This window comes from Burkholderia sp. PAMC 28687 (genome assembly GCF_001577465.1).
Classification (GTDB): Bacteria; Pseudomonadota; Gammaproteobacteria; order Burkholderiales; family Burkholderiaceae; genus Caballeronia.
The window spans coordinates 772,774-799,079 of sequence record NZ_CP014507.1; the positions used below are offsets into that span (position 1 = coordinate 772,774).

22 protein-coding genes are annotated in these 26,306 nt (G+C 59.6%); 11 read left to right on the forward strand and 11 right to left on the reverse strand.

Annotated elements, in window-relative coordinates; genetic code table 11:
• Positions 1 to 12 precede the first annotated feature (12 nt).
• Positions 13 to 2,196 carry a GAF domain-containing protein gene (locus AX768_RS26380; protein WP_062003030.1) on the reverse strand — a complete coding sequence of 728 codons (2,184 nt, stop codon included), beginning with the start codon at positions 2,194 to 2,196 and terminating at the stop codon, positions 13 to 15.
• Between the two features lie 200 nt (positions 2,197 to 2,396).
• Between AX768_RS26380 and AX768_RS26385 the strand changes: the two genes are divergently transcribed.
• The 3 genes from AX768_RS26385 (at position 2,397) to tdh (ending at position 6,088) form a co-directional block, all read left to right on the forward strand.
• Positions 2,397 to 3,620, forward strand: coding sequence for a GGDEF domain-containing protein (locus AX768_RS26385; protein WP_062003031.1), 1,224 nt, complete (start codon positions 2,397 to 2,399; stop codon positions 3,618 to 3,620).
• Between the two features lie 224 nt (positions 3,621 to 3,844).
• A complete protein-coding gene (locus AX768_RS26390; RefSeq protein ID WP_062003032.1) occupies positions 3,845 to 5,044 on the forward strand; it encodes a glycine C-acetyltransferase in 1,200 nt (399 codons plus the stop codon).
• A 15-nt stretch (positions 5,045 to 5,059) separates the two neighbouring features.
• Positions 5,060 to 6,088 (forward strand): L-threonine 3-dehydrogenase, encoded by a 1,029-nt coding sequence (gene tdh / locus AX768_RS26395; protein WP_062003033.1) that lies wholly within the window; start codon positions 5,060 to 5,062, stop codon positions 6,086 to 6,088.
• Between the two features lie 41 nt (positions 6,089 to 6,129).
• On the opposite strand, the gene AX768_RS26400 is transcribed toward tdh, so the two are convergent.
• The 4 genes from AX768_RS26400 to xylA form a co-directional block, all read right to left on the reverse strand.
• Positions 6,130 to 7,326, reverse strand: a complete 1,197-nt coding sequence (locus tag AX768_RS26400) for a sugar ABC transporter permease (protein WP_062003034.1) — start codon at positions 7,324 to 7,326, stop codon at positions 6,130 to 6,132.
• Positions 7,323 to 8,879: a D-xylose ABC transporter ATP-binding protein gene (gene xylG, locus AX768_RS26405; protein WP_062003035.1), complete on the reverse strand. Its 1,557-nt coding sequence runs from the start codon at positions 8,877 to 8,879 to the stop codon at positions 7,323 to 7,325. Before xylG ends, AX768_RS26400 begins: the two co-directional genes overlap by 4 nt.
• Positions 8,880 to 8,966: 87 nt before the next feature.
• Positions 8,967 to 10,010, reverse strand: coding sequence for a D-xylose ABC transporter substrate-binding protein (xylF, locus tag AX768_RS26410; protein WP_231941558.1), 1,044 nt, complete (start codon positions 10,008 to 10,010; stop codon positions 8,967 to 8,969).
• 251 nt (positions 10,011 to 10,261) lie between these two features.
• On the reverse strand, positions 10,262 to 11,578 hold the full coding sequence (gene xylA, locus AX768_RS26415) for a xylose isomerase (RefSeq protein ID WP_062003036.1): 1,317 nt from the start codon (positions 11,576 to 11,578) through the stop codon (positions 10,262 to 10,264).
• 250 nt (positions 11,579 to 11,828) lie between these two features.
• On the opposite strand from xylA, the gene AX768_RS26420 reads away from it, so the two are divergent.
• Complete coding sequence (locus AX768_RS26420; RefSeq protein ID WP_062003693.1) at positions 11,829 to 13,037, forward strand: XylR family transcriptional regulator; 1,209 nt, start codon at positions 11,829 to 11,831, stop codon at positions 13,035 to 13,037.
• Positions 13,038 to 13,047: 10 nt separating this feature from the next.
• A complete protein-coding gene (locus AX768_RS26425; protein ID WP_062003037.1) occupies positions 13,048 to 14,139 on the forward strand; it encodes an aldose epimerase family protein in 1,092 nt (363 codons plus the stop codon).
• Positions 14,140 to 14,151: 12 nt separating this feature from the next.
• Here AX768_RS26425 and AX768_RS26430 read toward each other — a convergent pair whose 3' ends face one another.
• Both AX768_RS26430 and AX768_RS26435 read right to left on the reverse strand, forming a co-directional pair.
• Positions 14,152 to 14,499, reverse strand: a complete 348-nt coding sequence (locus AX768_RS26430) for a cupredoxin domain-containing protein (RefSeq protein WP_062003038.1) — start codon at positions 14,497 to 14,499, stop codon at positions 14,152 to 14,154.
• Positions 14,496 to 15,461 carry a metallophosphoesterase family protein gene (locus AX768_RS26435; protein ID WP_062003039.1) on the reverse strand — a complete coding sequence of 322 codons (966 nt, stop codon included), beginning with the start codon at positions 15,459 to 15,461 and terminating at the stop codon, positions 14,496 to 14,498. Before AX768_RS26435 ends, AX768_RS26430 begins: the two co-directional genes overlap by 4 nt.
• 189 nt (positions 15,462 to 15,650) lie before the next feature.
• Between AX768_RS26435 and AX768_RS26440 the strand changes: the two genes are divergently transcribed.
• The 3 genes from AX768_RS26440 to AX768_RS26450 all read left to right on the forward strand — a co-directional run bounded on the left by AX768_RS26440 (position 15,651) and on the right by AX768_RS26450 (position 19,050).
• Entirely contained in the window at positions 15,651 to 16,259 is a 609-nt protein-coding gene (locus AX768_RS26440; RefSeq protein ID WP_062003040.1) for an RNA polymerase sigma factor, read from the forward strand.
• On the forward strand, positions 16,249 to 16,926 hold the full coding sequence (locus AX768_RS26445) for an anti-sigma factor family protein (protein ID WP_062003041.1): 678 nt from the start codon (positions 16,249 to 16,251) through the stop codon (positions 16,924 to 16,926). Before AX768_RS26440 ends, AX768_RS26445 begins: the two co-directional genes overlap by 11 nt.
• A gap of 246 nt (positions 16,927 to 17,172) precedes the next feature.
• Positions 17,173 to 19,050 carry a pyrrolo-quinoline quinone gene (locus AX768_RS26450; protein ID WP_172812027.1) on the forward strand — a complete coding sequence of 626 codons (1,878 nt, stop codon included), beginning with the start codon at positions 17,173 to 17,175 and terminating at the stop codon, positions 19,048 to 19,050.
• Between the two features lie 46 nt (positions 19,051 to 19,096).
• Here the strand turns inward: AX768_RS26450 and AX768_RS26455 are convergent, their stop codons facing one another.
• The gene (locus AX768_RS26455; protein ID WP_062003042.1) at positions 19,097 to 20,626 is read right to left on the reverse strand and encodes a GGDEF domain-containing protein; all 1,530 of its coding nucleotides are present in this window, start codon (positions 20,624 to 20,626) and stop codon (positions 19,097 to 19,099) included.
• A gap of 326 nt (positions 20,627 to 20,952) precedes the next feature.
• On the opposite strand from AX768_RS26455, the gene AX768_RS33010 reads away from it, so the two are divergent.
• Positions 20,953 to 21,357 carry a hypothetical protein gene (locus AX768_RS33010; RefSeq protein ID WP_155524344.1) on the forward strand — a complete coding sequence of 135 codons (405 nt, stop codon included), beginning with the start codon at positions 20,953 to 20,955 and terminating at the stop codon, positions 21,355 to 21,357.
• Positions 21,358 to 21,735: 378 nt separating this feature from the next.
• Positions 21,736 to 22,953, forward strand: a complete 1,218-nt coding sequence (locus AX768_RS26465; protein WP_231941559.1) for a glycoside hydrolase family 71 protein — start codon at positions 21,736 to 21,738, stop codon at positions 22,951 to 22,953.
• Positions 22,954 to 22,961: 8 nt separating this feature from the next.
• Here the strand turns inward: AX768_RS26465 and AX768_RS26470 are convergent, their stop codons facing one another.
• Positions 22,962 to 23,357 carry a VOC family protein gene (locus AX768_RS26470; protein ID WP_062003045.1) on the reverse strand — a complete coding sequence of 132 codons (396 nt, stop codon included), beginning with the start codon at positions 23,355 to 23,357 and terminating at the stop codon, positions 22,962 to 22,964.
• 21 nt (positions 23,358 to 23,378) lie between these two features.
• Positions 23,379 to 23,891 carry an orotate phosphoribosyltransferase gene (gene pyrE, locus AX768_RS26475; RefSeq protein WP_062003046.1) on the reverse strand — a complete coding sequence of 171 codons (513 nt, stop codon included), beginning with the start codon at positions 23,889 to 23,891 and terminating at the stop codon, positions 23,379 to 23,381.
• Between the two features lie 232 nt (positions 23,892 to 24,123).
• Here pyrE and AX768_RS26480 point away from each other — a divergent pair, with 232 nt between their 5' ends.
• A complete protein-coding gene (locus tag AX768_RS26480; protein ID WP_062003047.1) occupies positions 24,124 to 24,645 on the forward strand; it encodes a hypothetical protein in 522 nt (173 codons plus the stop codon).
• A gap of 10 nt (positions 24,646 to 24,655) precedes the next feature.
• On the opposite strand, the gene AX768_RS26485 is transcribed toward AX768_RS26480, so the two are convergent.
• Positions 24,656 to 26,284 carry an NAD-dependent malic enzyme gene (locus tag AX768_RS26485; protein ID WP_062003048.1) on the reverse strand — a complete coding sequence of 543 codons (1,629 nt, stop codon included), beginning with the start codon at positions 26,282 to 26,284 and terminating at the stop codon, positions 24,656 to 24,658.
• Positions 26,285 to 26,306: the final 22 nt, after the last annotated feature.

A 26,306-nucleotide genomic window follows, 5' to 3' on the forward strand; every position in this document is an offset into this window, starting at 1 on the left:
CCTCCTGCAAGGCTAAATCGTCACGGTGAAACACGCTTCATTATCGGTGAAGACTGCATCGAGCGTTGCACCATGGCCTCTGACGATGGCATTGGCAATGTAGAGGCCAAGGCCCATTCCGCCCTTGTTGTTCGGACTGGCAAGCGCACCGCTCTTGAAGGGATCCACCAGTCGCGCAAACGACACCGTCTGTTTGCGCAACAAACGGTTGCGAATTGCAATCGTTCTGAGGACGCCATTCAGCGCCCCGGCAATCCGGATCGGTTCGCTCATGTCCCCATGCTGGCGCGCATTATTGACCAGGTTCCCGAGGGCTTGCGCAAACCGGTCTTCATCGAGTTCGGCATCGCCCAGTTCAGGACATGCATATTCTATGGTGATGCCCGGGTAAGTCTGGCGAAGCTGATTGACCGTCGCATTCAATGATTCGGTCAGCGGCGTTTTCCGGCGCTCGAGGATCAGGCCCATGCCCGCTCTGATGCGGCTGACATCGAGTATGTAGGTGATGAGCGATTGCATTCGCCGTGTCGATCCCTCCACACGCTGCGCCGCGTCTTGCACGCTTGCCAGACCGCTGCGCATGAGCTGGACCGCCAGATCCACCGATTGCAGCGGATCGCGCAAATCGTGAGCGAGCGTGGCCAACAAAATCATCCGGGAGCGATCCGCGTCGCGCAAACGCTGCAGCGCGACGTCCTGCAAAATAGACTTGAGTTCGCGCGCGGCGAAAACGTCGGTCTCCGTCCAGGCGCGGCAACGTCCGGTCACGACCTGTTTCCACGATTCGAACGAAGCGCGCGGCGTGAGACGCGCTCCGTTCGGCCCCATCGAGACCACTTTGTCCGGCGCACCCGCCCAGTTGATCGTTTGCACGAGTTCGTTGCGCAACCAGATGATCGTGATGCGCGCGTCGCCGTTCATTTGAATGGCAAGCAGTCCCGCGGCAACGCCCGTTGGTGTCATTGGCCTGATCAGGTGCGGCTGCGTGTCGGCGAGCGATTCAATGACGATCAAGTCGGAACCCGCTTCGCGCATGTGCTCCGCAATACCAAGGAGCGCCGCTTTATCGACGAGCCAGGGTGCATCGAGCATCACGGTCTGGCCATCGACGACAATCGCCACCGCATCGCTTCCGATCATTGCCGAAATGCCGCTTGCTGCGGCCACCAGACCTGCGACGGGATCGTCGGCTTGCCGCATCGCAAAGGCCACTTCCGCACCCAGGACCCGCACGCTTTGCTCGGCCGTGACGCGTTGTTCGAGTTCGAGTTGCTGAAGCAGGATGGTCACCACTTCCATGAACAAGATGCACGACAGCCGGATTGCATGAGGAACGCGGTGGTCGCTCATATGGTGGCAGGCGATCATGCCCCACAGGCGCTCGTTGATGACAATGGAAATGCTCATTGAAGCAGCAACGCCCATGTTCTTCAGATATTCGATATGAGCCGGCGACACGCTGCGCAAGACGGAGTGGCTGAGATCGTAAGGGCGATTCGTTTCAAGATTCAACAAGGGTTCCATCGGCACAGCGACAGCGTTGACCGAGGAGATCTGCCGGATCGGACTCAGCACATAAAGCCGGCGCGCTTGTGCGGGGATGTCGCCGGAGGGAAAACGCTGATACAGGTACGACACCAGGTCTTCCCGACGCGACTCGCCAATGACCTCTCCACTATCGTCCGCGAGAAACCGGTACGCCATCACCCGGTCGCATTCGGTCATGACCCTGACGGTGTCCGCCGCGGCCTGCAGCACTTCGTTGACCGATGTGTACTTGCGCTCCTGCAAACGCCGGATCGTGCTCCGGGCGAGCGCTGCGTAATGTGCCAGCATGACGGTCTGGTCGGCGATATGCTCCCACTCGACCATCAGGTTATCGTCGGACCAATGCATGACCAGGTCAAATCGCATGCCGTCACTTCTTTCCCACTCGACGCTGTCGCCGGCGTGGCTGGGGTCTTGAAGGGCGGCATCGATCGCAATGCGTGCTGAGGCGTTCAGATAGCGCGGAGTCAGCGCCTCGCCAATTCCGGGCAAGGTGCCCAGCCATGTTTCAGCCGTGCTGCTGCGTGCCAGCATACGGCCGTCCGAGGCGAAACAGATCAGTGCCCCGTGCGGCTGGATGCTCCCAGGGGCTTGAATCGGCTCGTTTTCACAAGAGATGAGCGTATCGGTCGGCAGGCTATTGTTCATGTGACAGCTTACGCGCTGCACATGAGTTAATTTAATGTATTTTGAGATAGGTTATTTTCCGGCTAGGCCGACTTCTAATAAAAACCTTCAATCGGGCCGCTCGCGTACTGATAATTGCATCGCAATGCGCGCTATCTTGCGCACGATAAAAATGACTTATCATGTTGCCCCAAACGGCGACATCGAAAAAATGGCGAGAGATGGCAGAACTGACCGAAATTTCACGGTTTGACGCCGGGACGAATTTCAAACTTGACAGGCTATGGTCGGAGTTCGAAGACGCGTCGGTGGAACACGAGTTCCAGCGTTATCAGCGCGTCGCGCACCACACTGCGCTCGTGCGGACGCTCGTTTTCTGCAGCCTTTTCTATATCGCCTTCGCCATCACCGACGTCGGCGCCCTTGGCTATTCCCGGGCGGCTTTCCTGCTGTTCTTGGCGCGCTGCCTGGTCGGACTGACCTGCGCAATCTGTTTGCGTGCCGCAAGCGCACAGCGCAATTCCGTCCCCGCGCTGCGTGCGGCGGCGAGCGTAGTGGAAATCGTCGGCTTCGCGGTCTTCATGCTGATCACGTGGCTGCGGTCGGGCGGAATGTCGGTTCACGAGATGTCCATGTGCATCATGTTGATCGTCGCCTACAACTTCATTCCGAACAAGCTGGTCTACGCTCTCGCGATCAGCGTGGCGGCGACGTTTGCATTTATCGCCATTTCCTCGGCGTCGCGCATGCTCGATCCGTCGTCGCTGCTGACTTCGTCCATGCTGCTCGTTTTTACCAACGCCCTCGGCTACGTCACTGCCCGCCGCCATAACCGGCTCGCACGCGACGAGTTCTGCCAGCACGCGCTGCTCAGGAATCTGTCGGTTCGCGACTACCTGACAAGTTGTTTCAACCGGCGCTACCTCACCGACGTGCTGTTCAACGCGGAACTCCAGCGAGCACGCGAAACCCGGTCGAAACTCGCGGTGGTCCTGTGCGACATCGACCAGTTCAAACAGATCAACGACAGTCACGGCCACCCCGCCGGCGACGCAGTCATCCGGACATTTTCAGCCTTGTTGCTCGCGCACACACGCCATGACGTGGACAGCGTCATTCGCTATGGCGGAGAAGAATTCGTCCTGCTGTTGCCGCGAACCGATATTGCCGGCGCCACGGCGCTCGCAGAACGCATCCGGCAGGCATTCGAAATGGCTGCGTCGAAAGCATGGGACGGACGCGAGATACGTGCTACCGCGAGCTTCGGCGTGGTGGTCGTGGATTGTGCACGCAGCACAGCGCGCGTGACCGAGGACAGCGTGATCGGAGCGGCGGATGCGCAGCTTTATCGGGCGAAAGACTCGGGGCGTAACCGGGTTTGCGCCGACGCATCGCCGATCGCGACGGACCAGGATGCGGGCCAGGGAATGATCGCGGCAGTTTAAGGTCGGGGGCGGGCGGCTAGCCGTGCCAGATACTGTCGCCCAACACCGCCGTATTTTTCTGCCGGCGCATTCAGGCGCTCGGCCGCCGCAAAATGCTGTTCGGGATCACGATCAAATCAGCTAAGCTGATGCCTGATCAAGAAGCCTAGCGCAACAAACCGCCATTGGACGCAAAGCCATCACAAGTGGCCCAGCGGACCTCGCATTACACAGGAGACCAGTCCATGCATGATCCGTATATTGCACATGCACGCAATACGCTCGACCAAATCCGCGCAGACGGTTTCTACAAGTCCGAGCGCGTCATATCCAGTCCTCAATCAGCCGATATCCAGCTCGCCACCGGCGACGAAGTGCTCAACTTCTGCGCCAACAATTATCTCGGCCTGGCCAATGATCCCCGCCTGATCGAAGCAGCGAAAGCAGGCCTCGACCGCGATGGTTTCGGCATGGCCTCGGTGCGATTCATCTGCGGCACACAAAGCGTTCACAAGGAACTCGAACAGGCGCTGGCGTCGTTTTTGCAAACGGACGACTGCATTCTTTACTCGAGTTGCTTCGACGCCAATGGCGGCTTGTTCGAGACCTTGCTCGACGAGTCCGACGCGATCATCAGCGACGAACTCAATCACGCGAGCATTATCGACGGCGTGCGGTTGTCGAAGGCAAAGCGCTACCGCTACAAGAATAACGATCTCGCCGATCTGGAAACCAGGCTGCGTGAAGCCGACGCAGCCGGCGCGCGCTTCAAGCTGATCGCAACCGACGGCGTGTTTTCAATGGACGGCATCATTGCCGATCTCGCCGGCATCTGCGATCTGGCGGACCGTTATGGCGCGCTCGTGATGGTCGATGACTCGCACGCGGTGGGGTTTATCGGCGAGCATGGGCGTGGCACGCCTGAACATTGCGGCGTGCTTTCGCGCATCGACATCATCACGGGTACGCTCGGCAAGGCGCTCGGCGGCGCATCGGGTGGCTATGTTGCCGCGCGCCGCGAGATTGTCGAGTTGTTGCGCCAGCGCTCCCGTCCCTACCTGTTTTCCAACACGCTCACGCCGAGCATTGCCGCGGCCACGCTCAAGGTGCTCGAACTGCTCGGCAGCGCCGAAGGCGCCGAGTTGCGCTCGCGTGTAAGCAGCAACGGCGCGCGTTTTCGCAACGCCATGAGCGCGCTCGGCTTTACGCTCGTGCCGGGCGAACATCCGATCATCCCCGTGATGCTCGGCGACGCCCAGGTTGCGTCCCGCATGGCCGATGCACTCCTGCAGGAAGGTGTCTACGTGATCGGCTTTTCGTTTCCGGTCGTGCCCAAGGGTCGCGCCCGCATCCGCACGCAGATGAGCGCCGCGCATACGCCGGAGCAAATCGATCGCGCCGTCGATGCGTTCGCGCGTGTCGGCCGTTCACTCGGCATCATCTAGGACATCGAGACCATCATGAAAGCATTGGCCAAGCTGGAACGCGCACCGGGGCTGACACTGACGCACGTGGCGAAGCCCGAGGTCGGGCACAACGACGTGATGATCCGCATCACGCGCACCGCGATCTGCGGCACCGACATCCATATCTGGAAATGGGATGACTGGGCTCAAAAAACCATTCCCGTTCCCATGCATGTGGGGCACGAATATGTTGGCGAGATCGTGGAAATGGGACAAGAGGTACGCGGGTTCGCAATCGGCGATCGCGTCTCGGGTGAAGGCCATATCACGTGCGGCTTCTGCCGTAATTGCCGTGCGGGACGGCGGCATTTGTGTCGCAACACGGTCGGCGTCGGTGTGAACCGGCCGGGCGCGTTCGCTGAATTCCTGGTGATTCCAGCGTTCAACGCCTTCAAGATCCCGCCGGAAATCTCCGATGACCTCGCGGCGATCTTCGATCCGTTCGGTAACGCCACGCACACGGCGTTGTCGTTCAATCTCGTCGGCGAAGACGTGTTGATTACAGGCGCAGGCCCTATCGGCATCATGGCCGTGGCGATTGCCAAGCATGTTGGCGCCCGCAATGTGGTGATTACCGATGTGAACGAATATCGCCTCGAACTTGCGCGGAAGATGGGGGCCACGCGGGCGGTGAATGTTACGCAGACTGCACTGCGCGATGTGATGGCGGAACTTCACATGACGGAAGGCTTCGATGTGGGACTGGAAATGTCCGGCGTGCCGAGTGCATTCAAGGGGCTGCTCGAGGCCATGAATCATGGCGGCAAGGTCGCGATGCTGGGCATTCCGCCAGCGGAGATGGCGATAGACTGGACCCAGGTCATCTTCAAGGGACTGGAAATCAAGGGCATCTACGGACGCGAGATGTTCGAGACCTGGTACAAGATGGTGGCCATGTTGCAGAGCGGGCTTGATCTTTCGCCGATCCTGACGCATCGGTTTGCGGTCGATGATTATCAGCAAGCGTTTGCCGCCATGCTTTCCGGGCGGAGCGGAAAGGTGATTCTGGATTGGACCGTATAGTGCCTGACGCTCGGGGGCATGTGCATGCCCCCGTTATCGCCTTAACGCCGATCCCCTGAGATCACATCGATCCACACCGCCAGCACCAGGATCCCGCCCTTCACGATCATCTGCCAGTAAGAATCGACATCGAGCATCGACATGCCGTTGTCGAGGCTTGCCATCACCAGCGCACCAATCAACGCTCCGTACACCGTGCCGGAACCGCCGCGCATCGATGTCCCGCCGATAAAACATGCCGCGATTGCATCCAGTTCGCCCATCGTCCCCGCAGATGGCGACCCCGCCGCCAACCGTGCGGTGTTGATCAGCCCGCCAAGCGCGCACATCAATCCCATCAGCGCGAAAATCATCAGCTTCACGCGATTGGTATTCACGCCCGACAAACGGGTCGCCTCGAGATTGGAACCCACGGCATAGATGCGCCGGCCAAACACGGTCTGCGTGGCAATGTAGGTAAAGATCCCAAGCAGCGCCAGCAGCAACAGTACAGGCACCGGGATCCCGCCATACCGGTTCAGCGTCGTCACGAACGCAACCAGCACCAGACCTGCCGCGATTATCTTGACGCCATCCTGCCAGAGCGGCACGACGGCGAGCTTGTATCGCTGCCGGTTCTGCCGCTGACGCACGGACAACGCAACGAGTATCACGAACATGACCAGTGCCAGTGCGTTGCCGGCCAGTCGGGGCAAGTACCCCTGCCCGATGAAGACCAGATGCTCCGATGCAGGCGCGATAGTCGAGCCGCCTGTCACCCCGAGCAGCACGCCGCGATAGGCCAGCATCCCGCCGAGACCCACAATGAACGAGGGCACCCGCAGATACGTGGACCACCATCCATTGAAGAGCCCGATCGCGACGCCAAGCAGCATCACGGCGGGCACCGTGAACTGGATTGGCCAGTGATACGAAACATCGAGAATCGCGGCCACGCCGCCGAGCAGTCCAAGCAGCGATCCAACCGACAAGTCGATCTCACCGGCAATGATCACGAAGACCATGCCGCATGCAAGCATGCCGGTAATCGACATCTGCCTCAGAAGGTTCGACAGGTTTCGCGGCGTGACGAACGCGCCATCGGTCAGGAATGAAAAGAAGATCCAGATGACCGCAACCGCAAGCAGCAGCGCAAGCAGCTTATAGCGCGTGAACACTTGCCTGAAGCGTTGACCGGAGCTCGTGCGCACATTACCGGCTGTGCTGCGCTTTGGGGACGAAGTCACGTCAGGTGTCATGCGACGCTCGCTTGGATAGGGGTTGCCTGGGATGGCGCGCCAATGGCTGCAGCCAGGATATGTTCTTGCGTCAGTCCTTCGTTCATGAAATCGCCGCGCAGTTCGCCTTCGCCTATCACGAGCACGCGGTCGCTCACACCAAGTACTTCATTGAGCTCCGATGATACGACGATGATCGATACCCCTCGCCGCGCCAGCGCAAACATCAGCTTGTAGATCTCGAACTTGGCGCCGACATCCACACCGCGAGTGGGTTCATCGAGGATCAGGATGGCGGGGTTCGTCAGCAGCATCTTGGTCAGCACGGCCTTCTGCTGGTTGCCGCCCGACAAGCTCGCAATGGACAACATGGGCGTCGCGGCGCGAACCGACAACCGCTTCATCTCGGTGTGAATGGTGTCGAGTTCCGCAGCGGAATCGATACGGCCGCCCTTTGCGAAGCGTGTGAGGACAGCCAACGTGATGTTATGACCCACCCCGAGTTGCGGCACGATGCCATGGCGCTTCCGGTCTTCCGGCACCATCCCGATACCGGCATTGATGGCATCGGCGGGCGTCCTGATCTTCAGTTTCTTGCCATTCAGATAAACATCCGCCTCGCTCACCCCGGGATACGCGCCGAAGATGGCCTGCATCAGTTCGGTCCGCCCCGCACCCACCAGCCCTGCCACGCCGAGAATCTCGCCCTTGCGCAGCGAGAAAGAAACGTTGTCCACGCGCTTTCGCTGCGCATTGGTGACGTCGAGACACGTTACGTTCCTGGCCTCGAAAATCACCCCGCCAATCTCATGCGGCTCCCGTGGAAACAGGTTCTTGATTTCGCGGCCCACCATCATCGCGATGATGGCGTCCGTGCCCAAACCCTTCATGGGCTGCGTGGCGACGTGCTTGCCATCGCGGATCACAGTGACTGTGTCGCAAACGGCTTCGACTTCATCGAGCTTGTGCGAGATATAGACGCACGCGACGCCTCGCTTCTTCAGATCGCGCACTATATCGAGCAGGATACTGATCTCGCTTGCCGTCAATGACGACGATGGTTCATCCAGAATCAGCAGCTTCGCGCGTTTGTTCAAGGCCTTCGCAATCTCGATCAGTTGCTGATGACCACCGCCATAGTTCATCACAGGCTGCGCGACGTTGATGCCGCTGATGTTGAGGCCGCGCAGCAATTCGTCGGCGCGCTGATACATCGCGGCATAGTTCATCCGGCCGCCGCTCAGCGTGATTTCATTGCCGAGGAAGATGTTTTCCGCGACCGACAGTTGCGGCACGAGCATCAGTTCCTGGTGGATGATGACAATGCCGGCGTTCTCGGTATCGCGGATGTTCATCGCACGTAAAGGCTCACCCTCCCAAAGGATCTCGCCATCCCATGTTCCATGCGGATAGACGCCTGAAAGGACCTTCATCAGCGTCGACTTGCCCGCGCCATTTTCGCCGCACAAGCCGACGCATTCACCGGGCGCCACCACCAGGTCGATACCGTCGAGCGCCTTCACCCCGCCAAACGTCTTGACGATGCCGTGCATTTCCAGCAGCGCGTTTGCCATGCATATGTCCCTGACGTGATTGCGCGTGAAGGCCGTTATAGAAGCGCTCTTCAGACCCTCACGCGCCGCTCATCCATGCACCAAGTGTCAATTGCCAGCCAGTTGCGACTGGGTATAGAAACCATCCTTGATGACGGTATCGACATTGGCCTTCGTCAGGAGCGTCGGCTGCAGCAACACGGTATCGACCTGCTTCTTGCCGTTGTCGTACTTGGCGTTGAAGGCAGGCGGCTGTCCTTTCGCCAGATCGACAGCGAGCTTGGCTGCGTCGCCCGCAATCAGCTTGAGCGGCTTGTACACCGTCATGGTCTGCGTGCCGTCAACGAGGCGCTTGACTGCGGCCAGGTCTGCGTCCTGGCCCGAAATGGGCACCTTGCCCGCCAGTTTCTGCGCGGCAAGCGCCTGAATGGCGCCGCCGGCTGTGCCGTCGTTGGATGCCACGATAGCGTCGATCTTGTTGTTGTTCGCCGTCAACGCATCTTCGGTGATGCGCAGCGCGGTTGCGGCGCTCCATTCCGGCACCCATTGCTGACCGACGACCTTGATGTCACCGCGATCGATGGCCGGCTTCAGAATCTTCATCTGACCTTCACGCAACATCTTCGCGTTGTTGTCGGTCGGTGCGCCGCCCAGCAAGAAGTAATTGCCCTTGGGCTGCGCGTTGAAGACCCCTTGCGCCTGCATTTCGCCGACTTTTTCGTTGTCGAAGGAAATGTAGGCATCGACATCTGCATCGAGAATCAAGCGGTCATAAGACACGATCTTGATACCCGCCTTGTGCGCTTCGGCAACTACATTGCCGAGCGTCTTCGAATTGAAAGGCACGATCACGATGACATCGACTCCGCGCGAGATCAGATTTTCGATCTGCGAGATCTGACGCGCCTCGCTGGCATCGGCGGATTGCACCGATACCTTCGCGCCCAGCTTGGTCGCTGCTGCAACGAAATAGTCGCGGTCGCGTGACCAACGCTCGACCCGCAAGTCATCGATACAAAAGCCTATCTCGGGTTTGTCCTTACTGGCATGCGCCAGCGATGGAATCAGGGATACGCTGGCGAACATCGCACCGCACGCGAACGTGGCCAGAATTGAACGGCGCATTGCAGACTTCCGCATTGCAGACTTCATGTCTCACTCCTTTTTTATGGTTGACTAGCCGATGCATCCCCTGCGTAGCCGGTCACGGCCACGCATGTGCGAGAGAAAGAGACGTCGGCGGAATCTACTGCGTGCGCCGCGAATTCGTGTTCACGGTCGTCGTTTTACGAAAGCTTGTGTCTTTGGATTTTTGCTTAGCCTCGCCTTTACCCGCATCTGACGCAATTGCGAAATCAGCCGGGCGCTTTAACGTTTTTCCTTGAGGTTTTCAGACTTGAACGTCAGCCGTAAATCGCCCGGTTGACGATGTTCTCCAGATACTCCTGTTGCCCGCTCACATGCTGAGGGTTAACGCGGCGTCCGAGTGCGTCAATGGCAAGCGATTCAAGAGAGTAACCGCCCGAGAGAATCTTGCGGCCGAATTCCGTATCCCAGCCTTCATAACGGTGCTTCTTGAATTCCTCCAGCTTGTCGTTTTGAATCAGTACGGCCGCTCGTTCCAGGGCAATCGCAATGACGTCGATTGCGCCAATATGGCCGTAGAACAAGTCCTCCGGCGCAACGCTCTGGCGCCGCACTTTTGCATCGAAATTCATGCCGCCTGTGCTAAAGCCGCCGTGCTCCAGGATCTCATAGAGCGCAAGCGTCAACTCTTCAACGCTATTCGGAAATTGATCGGTATCCCAGCCATTTTGCGGGTCGCCGCGGTTCGCATCGACACTGCCGAAGATGCCGAGCGCATAAGCCGTCGCGATCTCATGGTGAAATGAATGACCCGCGAGCGTTGCATGATTTGCTTCTATGTTCACGCGGATTTCATTTTGCAAACCGAACTGCGTGAGAAACCCGTGGACGGTGGCGACATCGTAATCGTATTGATGTTTGGTCGGCTCCTGCGGCTTCGGTTCGATCAGCAGAGCGCCCTTGAAGCCGGTCTTGTGCTTGTGCTCCACGACCATGTTGAGAAAGCGACCGAGCTGGTCGCGTTCGCGCTTGAGGTCGGTGTTCAGCAGCGTGTCATAACCTTCGCGCCCGCCCCACAGCACATAGTTCTCGCCACCAAGACGATGCGTCGCTTCCAGCGCCTGAAAAACCTGCGTGGCCGCAAAAGCAAACACTTCAGGATTCGGACTGGTTGCAGCGCCCGCAGCATAACGCGGATGCGAAAAGAGGTTTGCCGTGCCCCACAGCAGCTTGATACCCGTCTCTTCCTGCTTGGCCGCAAGATAGTCGGTCACGCCTTTGAAGTTGTTGACGTAGTGCTTGATGCTGTCGCCTTCGGGGGCGACGTCGGTATCGTGGAAGGTGTAGTACGGCGCGCCGAGTTTTGCGAAAAACTCGAAGGCGGCGTCGGCCTTCAGATGCGCACGTTCTATGGCGTCGCCGGGTTGCTGCCACGGCCGGTGAAACGTGCCCTGCCCGAACATGTCCACGCCCGGCCACACAAAGGAATGCCAGTAGCAGACGGCGAGCCGCAAGTGATCTTCCATGCGTTTGCCGAGCACCAGCTTGTCGCGGTCGTAGTGACGGAAGGCAAACAGGTTGTCGGACTCAGGGCCTTCATAGCGCACGGCCGGCAGGTGTTCGAAATACGACATGGGCGTCTCCGTCTTTTAATGTGACGCCATGCTGCCAGCTTGGTCCGCCTCGGGGCAATTGCGAAATCCGCCAGCGCGCATGGTGATTCTTGGGCTAAGTGGAAATCAGGCTGGCGGCAGACCTGTCACGAGGCCTAGAATCAGCAAACGCTAAAAAGCGGCGAGAACAAAACACAGAGGCGCATATTGCGCCGCAACGGAGATGACGGGCATCTCGCTGCAATGCGGCGCGAGACCCGTCCGGAGCTCGATGACACGACCCCAGACCGCTCAGGCTTCGCACAGGATCGCGCTGCTGTTCAACGCGAACAAGGTGTATGACCGCGAGGTGATCACGGGCATTGGCAACTACCTGCTCTCTACGCGCGTTGCGTGGGACCTGTTCCTGGAGGAGGATTTCCGCTGCCGGCTTAACGGGATTGAACGCTTTGAAGGCGATGGCATCATCGCGGACTTCGACGATCCCGCCGTGGCCGAAGCGCTCGGCGATTCGCAGTTGCCCGTGGTTGCAGTGGGTTCATCGTATGCAGACTCCGCATGTTATCCGGCCAACCTGCCTTACATTGCCACCGATAACGCCAAGCTCATGTCATTGGCGTACACCCATCTGATAGGCGCGGGCCTGCAGCGTTTCGCGCTTTATAGCCTGCCGGAGTCGCCCGAGAACCGCTGGGCGCAGGAACGGGAATTGGCATTCAAGGCGCTGCTTGCGGCGGATGGACTTGAAGCCGATATTCATCGCGGATTGCCGACCAGCGCGCCGGTCTGGAGTCAGGCAAGTGCGCAACTGACATCGTGGCTGGAGAGTCTGCCGAAGCCCGTTGGTGTAATCGCCGTCACCGATGCCCGCGCGCGTCACTTGCTTCAGGCGTGCCTTATTTCGGGCATACCCGTGCCCGAACAGGTTGCGATCATCGGCATAGACAACGATCCGTTGACGCGCTCGCTTACACGCATTCCGCTTTCTTCAGTCATTCAGGGTACCGAAGAAATGGGCCGAACCGCCGCGCATCTGCTTCATCAGATGCTGGGCGGTGCCCGATTCCATGGCAGACGGATTCTCGTGCCGCCTGTCGGCATCAACGTGCTTGAATCGACACGCCATCAACCGGTTTCGAGCCCCTATGTCATGCGTGCTCGCCACTACATCCGGCAGTACGCGTGCCAGGGCATCAAGACCGAACAGGTGGCCGATTATGTTGGCGTATCGCGCTCCTCGCTTGAGGATTATTTCCGGCGTGAACTCGGTCATACGGTGCATCAGGAGATCCTTAACCACAAGCTCGATGTCGCGAAGCAGCTTCTCGCGCGCCACGACCTTTCCAGCGCGGAAGTCGCCATCCGATGTGGCTTTACGTCGTTGCAATACATGTACGCCGTATTCCGGCGCGAGCTCGACTGCACGCCGCGCGAGTATCAGGAGCGGCTGCCCGTCGCGCCATGCGACCAGACCGGCTGACCCCTCTTTCATGAACCTTGCTGCCATGCCTACCATCGCCCGACCAGGCTCTGTCCGCGTAAGCGCCGAACGCTGGGGTGCGCTGCCCGGCGGCGATGTCGCCCGGCTGTTCACGCTGCGCAATGCGCACGGCATGCGCGTGGCGATCAGTGACCTGGGCGCGACGCTGGTTTCATGGAACGCGCCCGACCGCGCAGGCCGCGTGGCGGACGTGCTGCTGGGCCACGACACCCCCGCCGAATACTTCGCCGGCCATGCGTACCTTGGCGGCGTGATCGGACGCTGGGCGAACCGCATCGAGAACGCGCGCTTCGCGCTTGGCGGCGTGGCCTATTCGCTCGATCGCAACGAAGGCGGCAACCTGCTGCATGGTGGCGCGGCGGGGTTTCACCGGGCGTTATGGGACGCGCAGGAAGTCGATGGCGGTATCGAACTCACGCATGAATCGCCGGAAGGTGAGGCGGGATTTCCCGGCGCGGTATCGACCACGTTGCGCTATACGCTGGACGACGACGGCACGCTCACGCTCGCATACGAAGCGGTGTCCGACGCGCCGACGCCCGTCAACCTCACGAACCACGCGTGCTTCAATCTCTCGGGCGACGACACAGCCGATATCCGCGGCCATGTCATCTCCATAGACGCCGATACCTTTTTTGAAGTCGATGCCGCCCTGATCCCCGAGGGCCGCGCCGAAGTCGCGGGCCACGCGTTCGATTTTCGCGCGAGCGCCCCGCTGGGTGCACGGCTCGACTGGCCGCACGATCAGTTGTCGCGCGCAGGTGGTTTTGATCATTGTTATGTAGTGGGCGAACGCGGTGATTCACACAGGCCCGTGGTGCGCCTTTACGACCCGGGCAGCGGCCGCGAACTGACCATGGGCACGAATGCACCCGGCGTGCAGTTCTATACGGGCAATCATCTCGATGGCATCGTCGGACGGCATGGCCGGCGCTACGGCAAACACGCCGGCCTGTGCCTGCAGGCGGGCGCGTTTCCAAACCAGGTCAACATGCCGGATGCCGGCAGTGTGATCGTGAGCCCTGGCGAAACGTACAGGCAGGTCACCTGGTATCGCGTGGGCGTGCGGCATGGTGCGTGATTGCGTGCTTGCCTATTTCACGACGATCGTCCCCGTCATATGCGGGTGCAAGGAACAGAAGTACTTATACGTACCGGGCTTGACGAACACCTGAGAGAATTTCTCGCCGGAGTCGAGCGGCGGTGACTTGAACGTGCGCGGCGTAGCATCGTTGACGATGGTATGAGGGATATCGTCGCGGTTTTCCCACGTCACGGTCGCTCCGGCCGCCACCGACAACTGCGCGGGACTGAACGAAAAATTATCGATGACGACCGCGGCCGTGGGTCCTACATCGGCAAATGCAGGACCCGTTGCACCGCTGGTTGCGATAAGCAGCGTTGCAATCCGTACCACCCGTAGAGTAGAAAGAAGGTTCATACGCTCAACCTCGTGTCGACGACGGCAAGTTCCATGTGACCTGGCACGTAATTCACGGATCGAACGCCGAGCAAGGTGCGCAGCGTGTCGGCAGGAACTTTCATTGGACCGGGGCCTGCCGCCGTGCCCGGCACAGGTTGCGGAAAGGCTGTTGACATTGCCGAGTAGAAGCTGATGTCGCCCTCCACCTTCTGCGCCACCTGATGCACGTGGCCGTTCAGAACCGTCACAGACCCGAAGCGTTTCATCATGCTCAATGCTTGCGCACTGTCATCGGTGCCCCATCCCCATTGCGGATACAACGACCACAGCGGGATGTGCGCAAACACGACAAGCGGCGTGCTGCTCGAACGGCGCGCCAGGTCTTGTTTCAGCCATGCAAGTTGTTCATCGCCGAGATAACCCAGGCCGCCGCCGCGCATGTTCAGCACATTCGTCAAACCGATAAAATGAACCCCGCCCTGGTCGAAGCTGTACCATTTTTTATCGGCGGGCTTCGAGAAGCGTTCGAAATACGCATTGCCGTCGTCGACCAGTACGTCGTGTTCGCCAGGCACGTAGTGGACATCGAGTCCCGCGCTGCCGATGATTTGCGCGGCCGTATCAAACTCGCCCGGCTTTGACAGATGGCTGATGTCGCCGGTATGGATCATGAATGCAGGTTTCTCGTTCGACGCGCGGATCCTGTCGACGGCTTCCTTAAGCGTGCTCGCCGGATCGAGATTCGGGTCCTTGCTGAAGCCTATGTGACTGTCGCTGACCTGCACGAAGCTGAACGCGTGAGTGTCGACCTGGGCTGCTTGCGCCGTGCCGCCCAAAAGCTTCGAGCCGGGGACGCCACCGCTGAGCGTCCATAGCATGCCGGCGCCGGCCCACGCCATGCAGCTCAGCGCGGTGCGCCTTTTGGCGCCATGTTCGCCGAGTGATTCGGGCTCCGCTGTATCTTTCGTGATGTCGGGCATGACGGGTTCCTTGTAGTGTTGGAAATGGGTTTGATTGCCCCATGCTCATCGAACTGCAATACGCCCTGCCTTATTCCAGGGTTATTTTTTCCGCAAACTCGCGTAACGGGGAATAAATCGATGTCAGCGCCGGTAAGTTAGATCGAGTGCTTGCGTCCTTTCGCAGCTGGAGTAGTCAGGAGAACGCCGATGGGGAAGTCCCCGCCGAATCGCTTCGATCAGGTGATGCTGCCGCATCTGGACGCGGCGTATAACCTCGCCCGCTGGTTGAGCGGCAGCGCGACCGAAGCTGACGACGTCGTGCAGGAAGCTTTCCTGCGGGCTTTCCGTTTCTTCGATGGATATACCGGTGACAACCCGCGCGCATGGCTGCTCGCGATCGTGCGTAACACGTGGTTCACGGAGTGGCGCAAGCATCGTCATCAGGCGGACTCCACGCCCTACGACGACTCGCTGCAAGTCGATGAACAGCTTCCCGGCTGGTCCGACGAAAGCGGCGACGACCCCGAGAAGATGGCGGTGCGACAGGACGAGACTGATCTCGTGCATCGCGCGCTTGCCATGTTGCCGGTGGAATTTCGTGAGGTGATCGTGCTGCGTGAACTGGAGGACTTGAGTTACAAGGACGTGGCGCAGGTTGCGGGCATTCCTATTGGCACGGTCATGTCGCGGCTCTCGCGCGCGCGGCGACTGTTGTGCAGTGCAGTGCGCATAGCGCAAGGCAATCCGGAATACCCTGCCATTCGTCTGGTGAAAACACCGCCTGCCGGCGCCGAGGAGTCCAAGCGTGGAAACTGAAAACAACGTGTCACTCGCCGAGAAGCTGCGCGATGGATCGCTGTACGAACGCGCGCCTTCGTCGCTGCACGCTCAGGTGCGCGCACGGCTGAACGAACAACACGAAAAGAAGCGGTGGTTCTCGTTGCGCTGGCCGATGCGCTCTGCAGGCTTGCTGTTCGCCGGCGGGGGTATCACCGGGATCTGCGCATGCGCGCTGGTGTTCTTCTCGATGATGTTCTTTCAACGTCCCGGTGGAACGAACGGGATCGAACAGGAGATCGTTGCGAGCCACGTGCGGGCGCTGATGTCGTCGCGGACCATGGATGTGCTCTCAAGCGACCAGCATACGGTGAAGCCGTGGTTCAACGGGCGCATTGATTACGCACCTCCTGTGGTCGACCCACAAGCGCAAGGATTTCCATTGGTTGGTGGAAGACTTGACTATGTAGATCATCGGCCGGTGGCTGTCATGATTTATCACTACCTCAAACACCCTATCGATCTCTATGTTTTCCCTGATACCGCAGGTCATGCAGCGGTGCCTGCAGCCATGACCACCGAGACGAGTGAAGGGTATTCACTGATCAAGTGGCGGCAGAACGGGATGGTGTTCTGGGCAATCACCGACGCTTCGCCTGTTTATTTGAAGCGGTTCGCCGACGCTGTGGTTGCCGGTTTGCAATGAGGTCGTGGGTCGCGCCCAAGCCCGGCTTGGGCCTCGTTTTTCATCATACGGTTCTCTCTGCTCCCGAGCATCTTCAACAGGTCATTCATCTGATATTCGCGGTTTGAAAACCTCGTTCGCACCGGCGAGCTAAGCCCTTTTTAAGCAGGCAGGATCATCGCCTGGTCGGGCGCTTTTCTTGCTGATCGGGGACACCACACGCCGCTTCGTCATGCTGATCAGAAACGAGTAACTCGTGCGAGAACGATGCGGGTATCACGTGCTGTGGTGTCCATCTGCCACGGGAGAACCGCCGTGAAATCTCTGCACTCCAAATTCGCTGTTTACGCAGTCTGTCAGCGTCGTCTGTTCGAGAGTTGTGCAGGATTGCTGATCGCGGTATGCCTCGGTTCATGTGGCGGCGGTTCAGGCGGCAGTCCTTCCACATCGGCCAGTGCGGGGGGTGCGAGCGGCGCCAGCGGTGCCAGCGGAACCGCCGCAAGTCCAGGCGCGAGCTCGGCGCCATCCGCGACCACACCCGCCGTGACACCCGCCACCCCCGCCACGCCCAGCACGCCCGCGTCCAGCGGCACGAACTCCGGTTCGACGACCACCACGCCAACGCCCGTCCCCTCCTTTGCAACGGACGTGCTGATGCATCACAACGACCTCGCGCGAACCGGTCAGATGCTGGCGGAAACAACACTCACGCTCGCTAATGTCAATTCGGCAACGTTCGGCAAACTGCGCTTCCTTCCCGCTGACGGCAAGGTCGATGGCCAGCCGCTCTTCGTCACCAGCCTGACGATAGGCGCCGCGACGCATAACGTCGTCTACGTGGTCACTGAGCACGACAGCGTCTATGCCTATGACGCCGACAGCGGTGCCGCACTGTGGCAAAAATCGCTGGCCGGTGCTGGAGAAACGCCGAGCCTCGATACCGGTTGCCAGGACCTCACGCCGGAGATCGGGATTACGGCCACGCCGGTCATCGACCGGTCGCGCGGTGCGAACGGCGCGCTCTATGCCGTTGCCATGAGCACGGACGCGAGCGGCAACGTTCATCACCGCCTGCATGCAATCGATCTTGCGACCGGTGCGGAATTGTTCGGGGGCCCAACTGAAATTTCTGCAACCTATCCAGGCACCGGCGCAGAAGGCGTCAACGGAGTTCTGACTTTCAATCCGGCCCTGCACACGGTGCGTGCGGCGCTGACGCTCGTCAACGGCAACATCTACATGGGGTGGACAGCGCACTGCATGTCAGGCAGCTACAACGGCTGGCTGATGACCTACAGCGCGGCTACGCTCAAGCAAACCAGCGCGCTTCCCGTGACGCCGAACGGCAGCCAGGGATCGATCTGGATGGCGGGTTCGGGCATGGCGTCGGACGGGACATCGATTTATTTCATCGATGGCAACGGCACCTTCGGCACGAATCTGAACGCGCAGGGTTTCCCGGCAGACGGTGATCTCGGCGATGCGTTCATCAAGCTGTCCGCAACCGCCACGCCGGCCGTCACCGACTACTTCGCCATGTCGGATGTCGTGGCACAAGCTGCTGCCGACAACGATTTCGGCTCAGGAGGCGCAATGCTGCTGCCCGATCAAACCACTGCGAACGGGACGGTCAAGCATCTGGCGGTGGGCGCGGGCAAGGACAACAACATCTACGTGGTCGATCGAGACAACATGGGCAAGTTCAGCCCGACGTCGAACAACATCTGGCAAACGCTGACCGGGGTCCTGGCCGGTGGTATCTGGGGGTCGCCTGCGTACTACAACAACGTGGTCTATTACGGCGGACAGACCGATGCGCTCAAGGCGCTGCCTGTCACTAACGCACTGCTCGCCACCGCGGCGTCCTCGCGGAGCCCGACGCGGTTTCCTTATCCCGGCGCAACGCCCGCCATCTCGGCGAACGGCGCCAGCAACGGTATTGTGTGGGCGGCGGAAAATGGCACGGTCGCAGCGCTGCACGCCTACGACGCCACCAACCTCGCGCACGAGTTGTACAACAGCAATCAGGCCGGCGCGCGCGATCAGTTCGGCGCTGGCAACAAGTTCATCACGCCGATGATCGCAGCCGGGAAGGTCTATGTCGGCACGACAAATGGGGTCGCCGTGTTCGGGTTGCTGAAATGAGATGACGCGCTGACGCTGCGCGCAAGCTGAGTTGCTGCCCGCATTGCTAGCTGATCAGCACTTCATCGCTATAAGGCCCGGCCACGCTCGTCTGATTCCGGCCTGAGGCCTTCGCGCGATAAGCAGCGCGGTCAGCCGCCCTGATCAACGCGAGCGCATCGGCGATATCGTCTGCCTGCGTCGATGCAACTCCGATGCTCACCGTAATCATGCCGTGCTCGCTGCCCGTATGTTCAATCGAAAGCGCGTGCACGGCGCAATGGATCGCCGAAGCAACGAGCGTGGCGCCCTTGCTGTTCGTTCCCGGCAGCACCACGACAAACTCTTCCCCGCCGAAACGCGCGGTGATATCGCCAGGACGCTGGCTGATTTTCGCAATCGCCTGCGCGACAGCGGTCAGCGCGTCGTCGCCGGACTGATGTCCGTAGGTATCGTTGTAACTTTTGAAGCGGTCGATATCCACGAATAGAATAGCCAGCGGTTCGCCCGAACGTTTCGACCTGTGCCATTCGAACAGCAGACGTTCATCGAGATTGCGCCGGTTGCTCAGTCCGGTAAGTCCATCCACCCGTGTCATGTTGCGCAGACGCGCCTCGACTTCCAGCCGATGCTGAAACTCGACCGATAACAGCCGCGCCGCCGACACCAGCCCGAAGACCAGCAGCAGTGTCACAACGCCGATGTACCACGCCCGGCTGTTCCAGTCCGCGAACACGTAATGGCTCGTTGGCGCGATGATCACGATCATCTTGAGCTTCTCGAAGCGCCGGAAGTTGTAAAGCCGCTCGGTACCGTCCTTCGATACACCGAAGAACGAGCTGACGCCCGTCGACTTGAACCGCTCAAAATTCTTGCGCCCGGCGAAGTTCTCGTCGACGCGGGTTCCGTCGTTGGGATAACGCAGGATCACATGGCCGTCGTCCTGAAGCAGCGTGATGATGCCGCCCGGCCCGACGCTAACGCCAGACAGCAGGTTCTTGAAGTAGTCCAGCCGGAACGCCGCGACGACCACGCCGGCGAACGATCCATCGGGCCGATTGACGCGGCGGCTGAACATCAGATCGACTTCACCCGGAATCAGACGCGACTGTAGCGGCCGGCTGACATATAAGCCAATGCCCGGATTGTCGCGGTGGATGGTGAACCAGACACGGTCGGCGAGATTGTTACCACGCGGCACGATACTCGACGAATCGACGATGATCTTTCCATGCGCATCGAGACACAGGAAAGAACCTATGTAGCGGCTTGCGCTGGCGGACCGATCGAACAGCAACTCGTTGCGCAAACGCGGCGGCAACTGCATGACGTCCGCGTCTTCCGCGCCGTCGACGGCAGCCTGGATCGATAGATCCGTGAGTTCGGTGGTGTGCGTGATGTCGTGTTCCAGCACGCGCGCGAGGTTGTCGGCATTTTCGGTTGCACGAAGTGTCGCGTCGTTTCGCGCTTGCAGGAGAATCGCCATCGCAGAGACGAGCACGATGATCGAGAATGCAATGCTTCCAAGACTGATTGCGTTCGGGTGGCGCGCCAATGCCGCTCTTAGCCGAAAGAAAATGGTCGGTTTCTTTAACATTCGAAGGCTTCCAACGCTCGGGCGATGGTTTTCGGCATTTCACCATGACCTTTTTACATGCTTGGTGGCCGGAATCGCCAGCGTTGCCGCCGGGGTTCCATCTTCCTTCAAGGCTGCGGTCTGCAAAACGGGCATTCAGCGTTAGATTCCGCTAACTACAAGTGTGCACCCGCCGCAGTTACACTGTAGGCTTATTTTAATGTGTTCCCGCTAAGCGCCTATTCTATTGCCATTACAGCACCTTTAATCGCTCCATAAAGCGCAAAAGCCGTTCCCGCGAAGGAACGGCTTACCGGCGCCAGGCTTCTAGCAGGAAGCTCAGCTCAGTGGCATCGATTAACCCAGTGGTGATGCACCTTCACCTTATGGCATTCGCGATGGTGATGATTATCAGCGGCAAACGCAGGAGCAATTGCGCAGAACGTCGATATCGCGACTGTAAGCGTGAGAGCGATCTTCTTCATAATGTTTTCCATAGAGTAACGGGTAGTGGCAGTATGCCCGTACAAGCTTACGAATTTGAAAGTGTAAGCCTGACCCAGATGCCTGCCCGTGAACTGAAAGTGTTCACCATTGCTCAATCGCAAGCCGCGTTCCACTTCGCCGTGTTGTTTCGACGCCTGTCACGCCGCGTAATGCATGTAAGCGGCTCCGCAACCAAGCGGACAGCAAGCGCGTTTAAACTGAAGGTGCGTCTTTTCCCAAAGACGTGTTGTGAGTGGTGTAAGTGACTGCAGCTTGGCCCATCGTGAGCGATGGGCTTTTTTTCATCCTGTCATCTCGCGAATCCCTCTATACGTTTGGATACCTGATCATTGACGAAGTAGCGTAGACAAGGTTGTGCGCGCATTCTCATTCACAATTGCACGGTCGGTTTCGAAGCTCGTTTCCCTGGCAATTCCAAGCAGCATGCGCCGCGCGATGCAGCTACCATGACGGCGACACTTCTCTTGGTCGCCGTCGTGAATCCAGGTCCTCTCCAAAGCCGCCGTCGCTTGATACTCGCTTGCTTGTCGCTGTCTTGCGCATTGCCGGTGCCCATCACTGCTCGCGCCATTGCGCCGTTATCAGGTCTCGACGAAAATCGCAAACGAGTCTTCGCTCATTACATGGTTGCATGGCCGCGGGGCGGACGACAGGCGAGCATCGAGTCTTATCGATCTGAAATGCGCGATGCACACGCACGCGGAATCGATGGCTTCGCGTTGAATTGCGGCGGTTGGCACCGAAGCGAACCGCAATACAAGCAACGTGTGATGAGCATGTATGAAGCGGCCGGGAGCCTTGATTTCGACTTCACGCTTTTTGTTTCCGCCGATGGCCACGCGCAGGACGAGATCGACGATATAGTCGAAAGTACGCGCGACCTGAAAGCGCAATTACGTATGGATGGCAAACCGGTTCTTTCGGCATACGCTGCCGGAGGCAAAGGATTCAGCAATGGCGCCGCGCTGATAGACCACGCCCGAAGGCTTGGTGCGTTCTTCGTGCCGCACTTTTTCCCCGAGACCGGAGAGCGACTCATCACGCCCGTTGCAGCCGATCAAATCGTGCAGCGGCTAGGAACCGCCGATGGGTATTTCTACTTCGGAGCAGCAGGTTTGCCGGAGCTGATCGCGGATTCCGTCGAGTCTCTTGGCCCAGAACTGCGTGCACACGGCAAGCTCTTCATGGCGCCGGTGACGCCGTACTATCGCGGATTGCCTGCGGGCACGAATTATCGTGCGTTCGAGACGGAGGGTTTCTCGGGCATGGCAGCCGAATGGGAGGCGGCGATCGCATCGAATGCGTCGTGGGTGCAGATCGTGACGTGGAACGACTGGGCCGAGTCCACGTATGTGGCGCCCTTGCCCATGCCTGCCGGAGCTGCCGGCCGTGCTCATGTCTACGATGACCGCTTTGGGGAGTTGCCCTCGCACGCGGCTTACCTCGATGCCAGCGCCTATTACATTCAGTGGTTCAAGACCGGTAAACAACCGGCGATCTTGCGCGACCAGTTGTTTTATTTTTATCGGTTGAATCCGCCGGCTTCGGCTGCGGGCACGCCACCGCAGAGTCAAACGCCGCTCTCGACGCGTATCCACGTATCGGTGTTCCTGACAGCCCCCGCCACGCTGATCGTGCAATTGCCGGGCGCGGATTCGGACAGGCAGATCGATGTCCACGTCGGAATCACCCATCTCAGCGTGGATTCACGCGCGGGCAGACCGCGCTTCGTGCTCAAACGTCAGGGAAAGAGGATCATCGATAAAAGCGGCGAACAGCCCATCACCGACGACGATTCCTCCGGCGCATACAACTATTTTTCGGGCAGCGCGCAGGCTTGAACAGCCGCTCACGCAAGAAGATGGCAAACCGCTTCTACGCGATTACCCGCCGGGTCGCACAGGAACGCAGCGTAATATCCGGCATGGTAATCAGCGCGCAAACCGGGTTCACCATCCGAGCGCCCCCCCGCAGCGAGCCCTGCAGCGTGAAACACATCGACCTGTTCGCGCGACGCAGCCTTGAAACACCAGTGGCGTTTCGAATCCGTTACTTGCCCGTGGTCGAGATACACCGCAAGACAGGTCGACGCCGCATCCTTCGGCGTGCAACGCTCGCCGTACCCCAGCGCATGCGGCAAGTCGTAGACTTTCGCAGCGCCGAGGGCGTCCATGATGGCATCGTAGAAACGCCGGGCAGCATCCATATCGGGCACGCCAATCGACACGTGATCAAGAAGCTGCATAAGGAGTGTGCTGGAAAGAGCTTAAGCGCCTTCGATTTGCGAAAACGTGAAAAGCGACCTCAGTTCAATGCCGATGCCTTCCAGCATTTCCTTGCCGCCGCTTTCTCGATCGATCACGCACAACGTCACCGAAACCGGCACACCGTCAGCGCGCAGCTTCGCGGTTGCATCGGCAATAGCACCACCGCTCGACACGATATCTTCCACCAGCACGAGCTTTTTCCCGGTCAGATCCGCACCTTCGACGTACTTGCACGTGCCGTATTCCTTGGCTTCCTTGCGGATGTACGCCGCGGGCAGGCCGGTTGCCTGGCTCAGCATCGTCACGATCGGAATCCCGCCCATCTCGAGGCCACCAAGGATTTCCGTGCCGGGCGGGATCAACGGGACCATCGCCTCGGCGATCTCCTTGAGCAGGGACGGATCGGATTCGAAGCGATATTTATCGAAGTAGGTATTGCTGCGCTTGCCTGAGCGCAGCAGAAAATCGCCGCTCAGCTTGGACACTTCGCGGATTCGCTTGGCCGTGGACATGGATGGATTCCTCTTACTTTACCGGGGTGACATTTGTTTCGCGGTCGCAAATCTACGCGAAAAGTTGCGTTCGAGGAAGTGATTCCCTACAACTTAGGCAACGCCCGGCTGCGCGGAAGTGACCTGCCGATGCGCTGGATGCCTTGTCCATCAAGGCGCAGGGGCCTTTCGGGCCGCGGACTTAGTGCGACCTTACACTTGACGGCTCGTCCCTCGCGCGCAGGCACTTCACATGATCACGCTTCAAAAATCCATCGAAACTTACATTCGCGCGAAGGATGGCAACCGGCCGCATCTGATCGCCCAGGCGTTCGCCGCCGACGCCGAATTGACGATGAAAATCAATACCCGGGACATCGCGTTTCCGCCGGCCGTGAAGGGCGCGAAAGCCATTTCCGATGTGCTGGTCAGCGAATTCGCAGTGCGTTATGAAAACGTCTATACGTTTTGTATCGGTGAAAAACCAGGCGCCGAAACCATGTTCGAGTGCGACTGGCTTGTGTGCATGTCGGAGAAAGAGACAGGATCGGCGCGCGCCGGGTTCGGCCGGTACGAATGGACGGCCGATGATACCGGGCGCGTGCGGGCGCTGCGGATCACCATCGAAGAAATGATGAGCTTGCCGCAAGAAACGGCCGAACCCATCCTCCAATGGGCGCAGGACTTGCCCTATCCATGGTGCCCGCGCGATCGACTTGCAAAAGGCGCACCGGAGATCGATGCGATCGCGCGGATCAGGGCTGCTCTCGCCTGATGCAGCCGGCCTAGAGCGTATAAGCCGGCTTGTAAGCGCAATCGCGGATCATTGCGGTGATGTCGTCAGGTCGCGGCACGCGTGCGAGGTCGTTATCGAAGATGCATTCGGCTACCCGCACGGCCACATGCAGTGACGCCTCGAAGATCTTGCTTTGCGGCGGATAGATCAAACCGGTCGCAAGACTCGCGTCGGACACTTGCTCGGCGACCGCCTTCGCTGCGGCAATGAACATCTCATCGGTCACGCGGCTCGCCTGCGTGGCGAACACGGCCATGCCGAGCGCCGGGAAAATATAGACGTTGTTGCCCTGCCCCGGCACGAACGTCTTCCCCTCGATTTCCACCGGAGGAAACGGGCTTCCGCTTGCAAAGATGGCGCGGCCCGACGACCATTTGTAGGCCTCTTCCGCCGTGCATTCCGAGCGGGAGGTGGGATTGGAATACGGGAAGATGATCGGGCGTTCGTTGATTTCGGCCATTGCTTCGATCACGTGCTGATTGAAGAGCTTGGGCACTGTGCTCACACCGATGATGCCGGTCGGTTTCAGCGCCTTCACCGCGTCGGTGAAGGTGTCTACAGGCGCGTGATCGACGGCGAAGGGCTTCTGGAAATCAGCAAGGTCGGTGCGCGATTTCACCATGAGGCCGTTGACATCGAATAGCGCATTGCGGGCGCGCGCTTCGTCTATGGTCAGCCCCTCCAGCACCATTGCCTGGCTGATCAATTCGGCAATGCCGGTCCCCGCCGAACCGCCGCCGAGGAACAGAAAACGCTGATCAACGAGCTTCTGCTTCGAGATATGCAGCGCGGCAAAGATGCCCGCCAGCGCGACCGCAGCGGTGCCCTGGATGTCGTCGTTATAGGTGCAGATCTTGTCCTTGTAACGCGCAAGCAGCGGCACGGCATTGAAGTTCGCGAAGTCTTCCCATTGCACGCAGCACTGCGGATGCAACTCGAGCGCCGCTTCAACGAACTCGTTCACGAATGCATGATATTCGTCGCCACGCACGCGTTCCTGCCGCAAGCCGAGGTAAAGGGGGTCATCGAGCAGATCGCTGTTGTTCGTGCCGACATCGAGCATGACCGGCAGGCAATATTGCGGCGGCACGCCGGCGCACGCGGTGTAAAGCGACAGCTTGCCAATAGGAATGCCCATGCCGCCCACCCCCAGATCGCCGAGTCCGAGGATGCGTTCACCATCCGTCACCACGATGAACCGGACTTCTTTCTCCGGCCAGTTCTGGAGAAGCTCCTTCACGCGGCCGCGCGCCGAGATGGGCACATACATGCCGCGCGTCGCCCGGAAAATATGATTGAATTTCTGACAGGCCTCGCCGACGGTCGGCGTGTACACGAGCGGCATGAAGGTCGCCGGATCGGACATGATCGTGGCGTAGAACAGGGTCTCGTTTCTCGCCTGCAGATCGGAGAGGAGCAGGTACTTCTGGAGGTCATTGTCGAGCGCGGCGAGTTCCGTATGCGTGCGTGCCACCTGCAGTTCGAGCGAGCTTGATCCGGGCGGCAAGAGTCCCTCGAGGTGATACTTGCGGCGCTCTTCCTCGGTGAATGCGGATCCTTTGTTAAGACGTGGATCGCGAAGGATGTCGCGGCCGGAAAGCTCGATCGGTTTCTGCATTTCAGTCTCCTGGTGTTAGCTG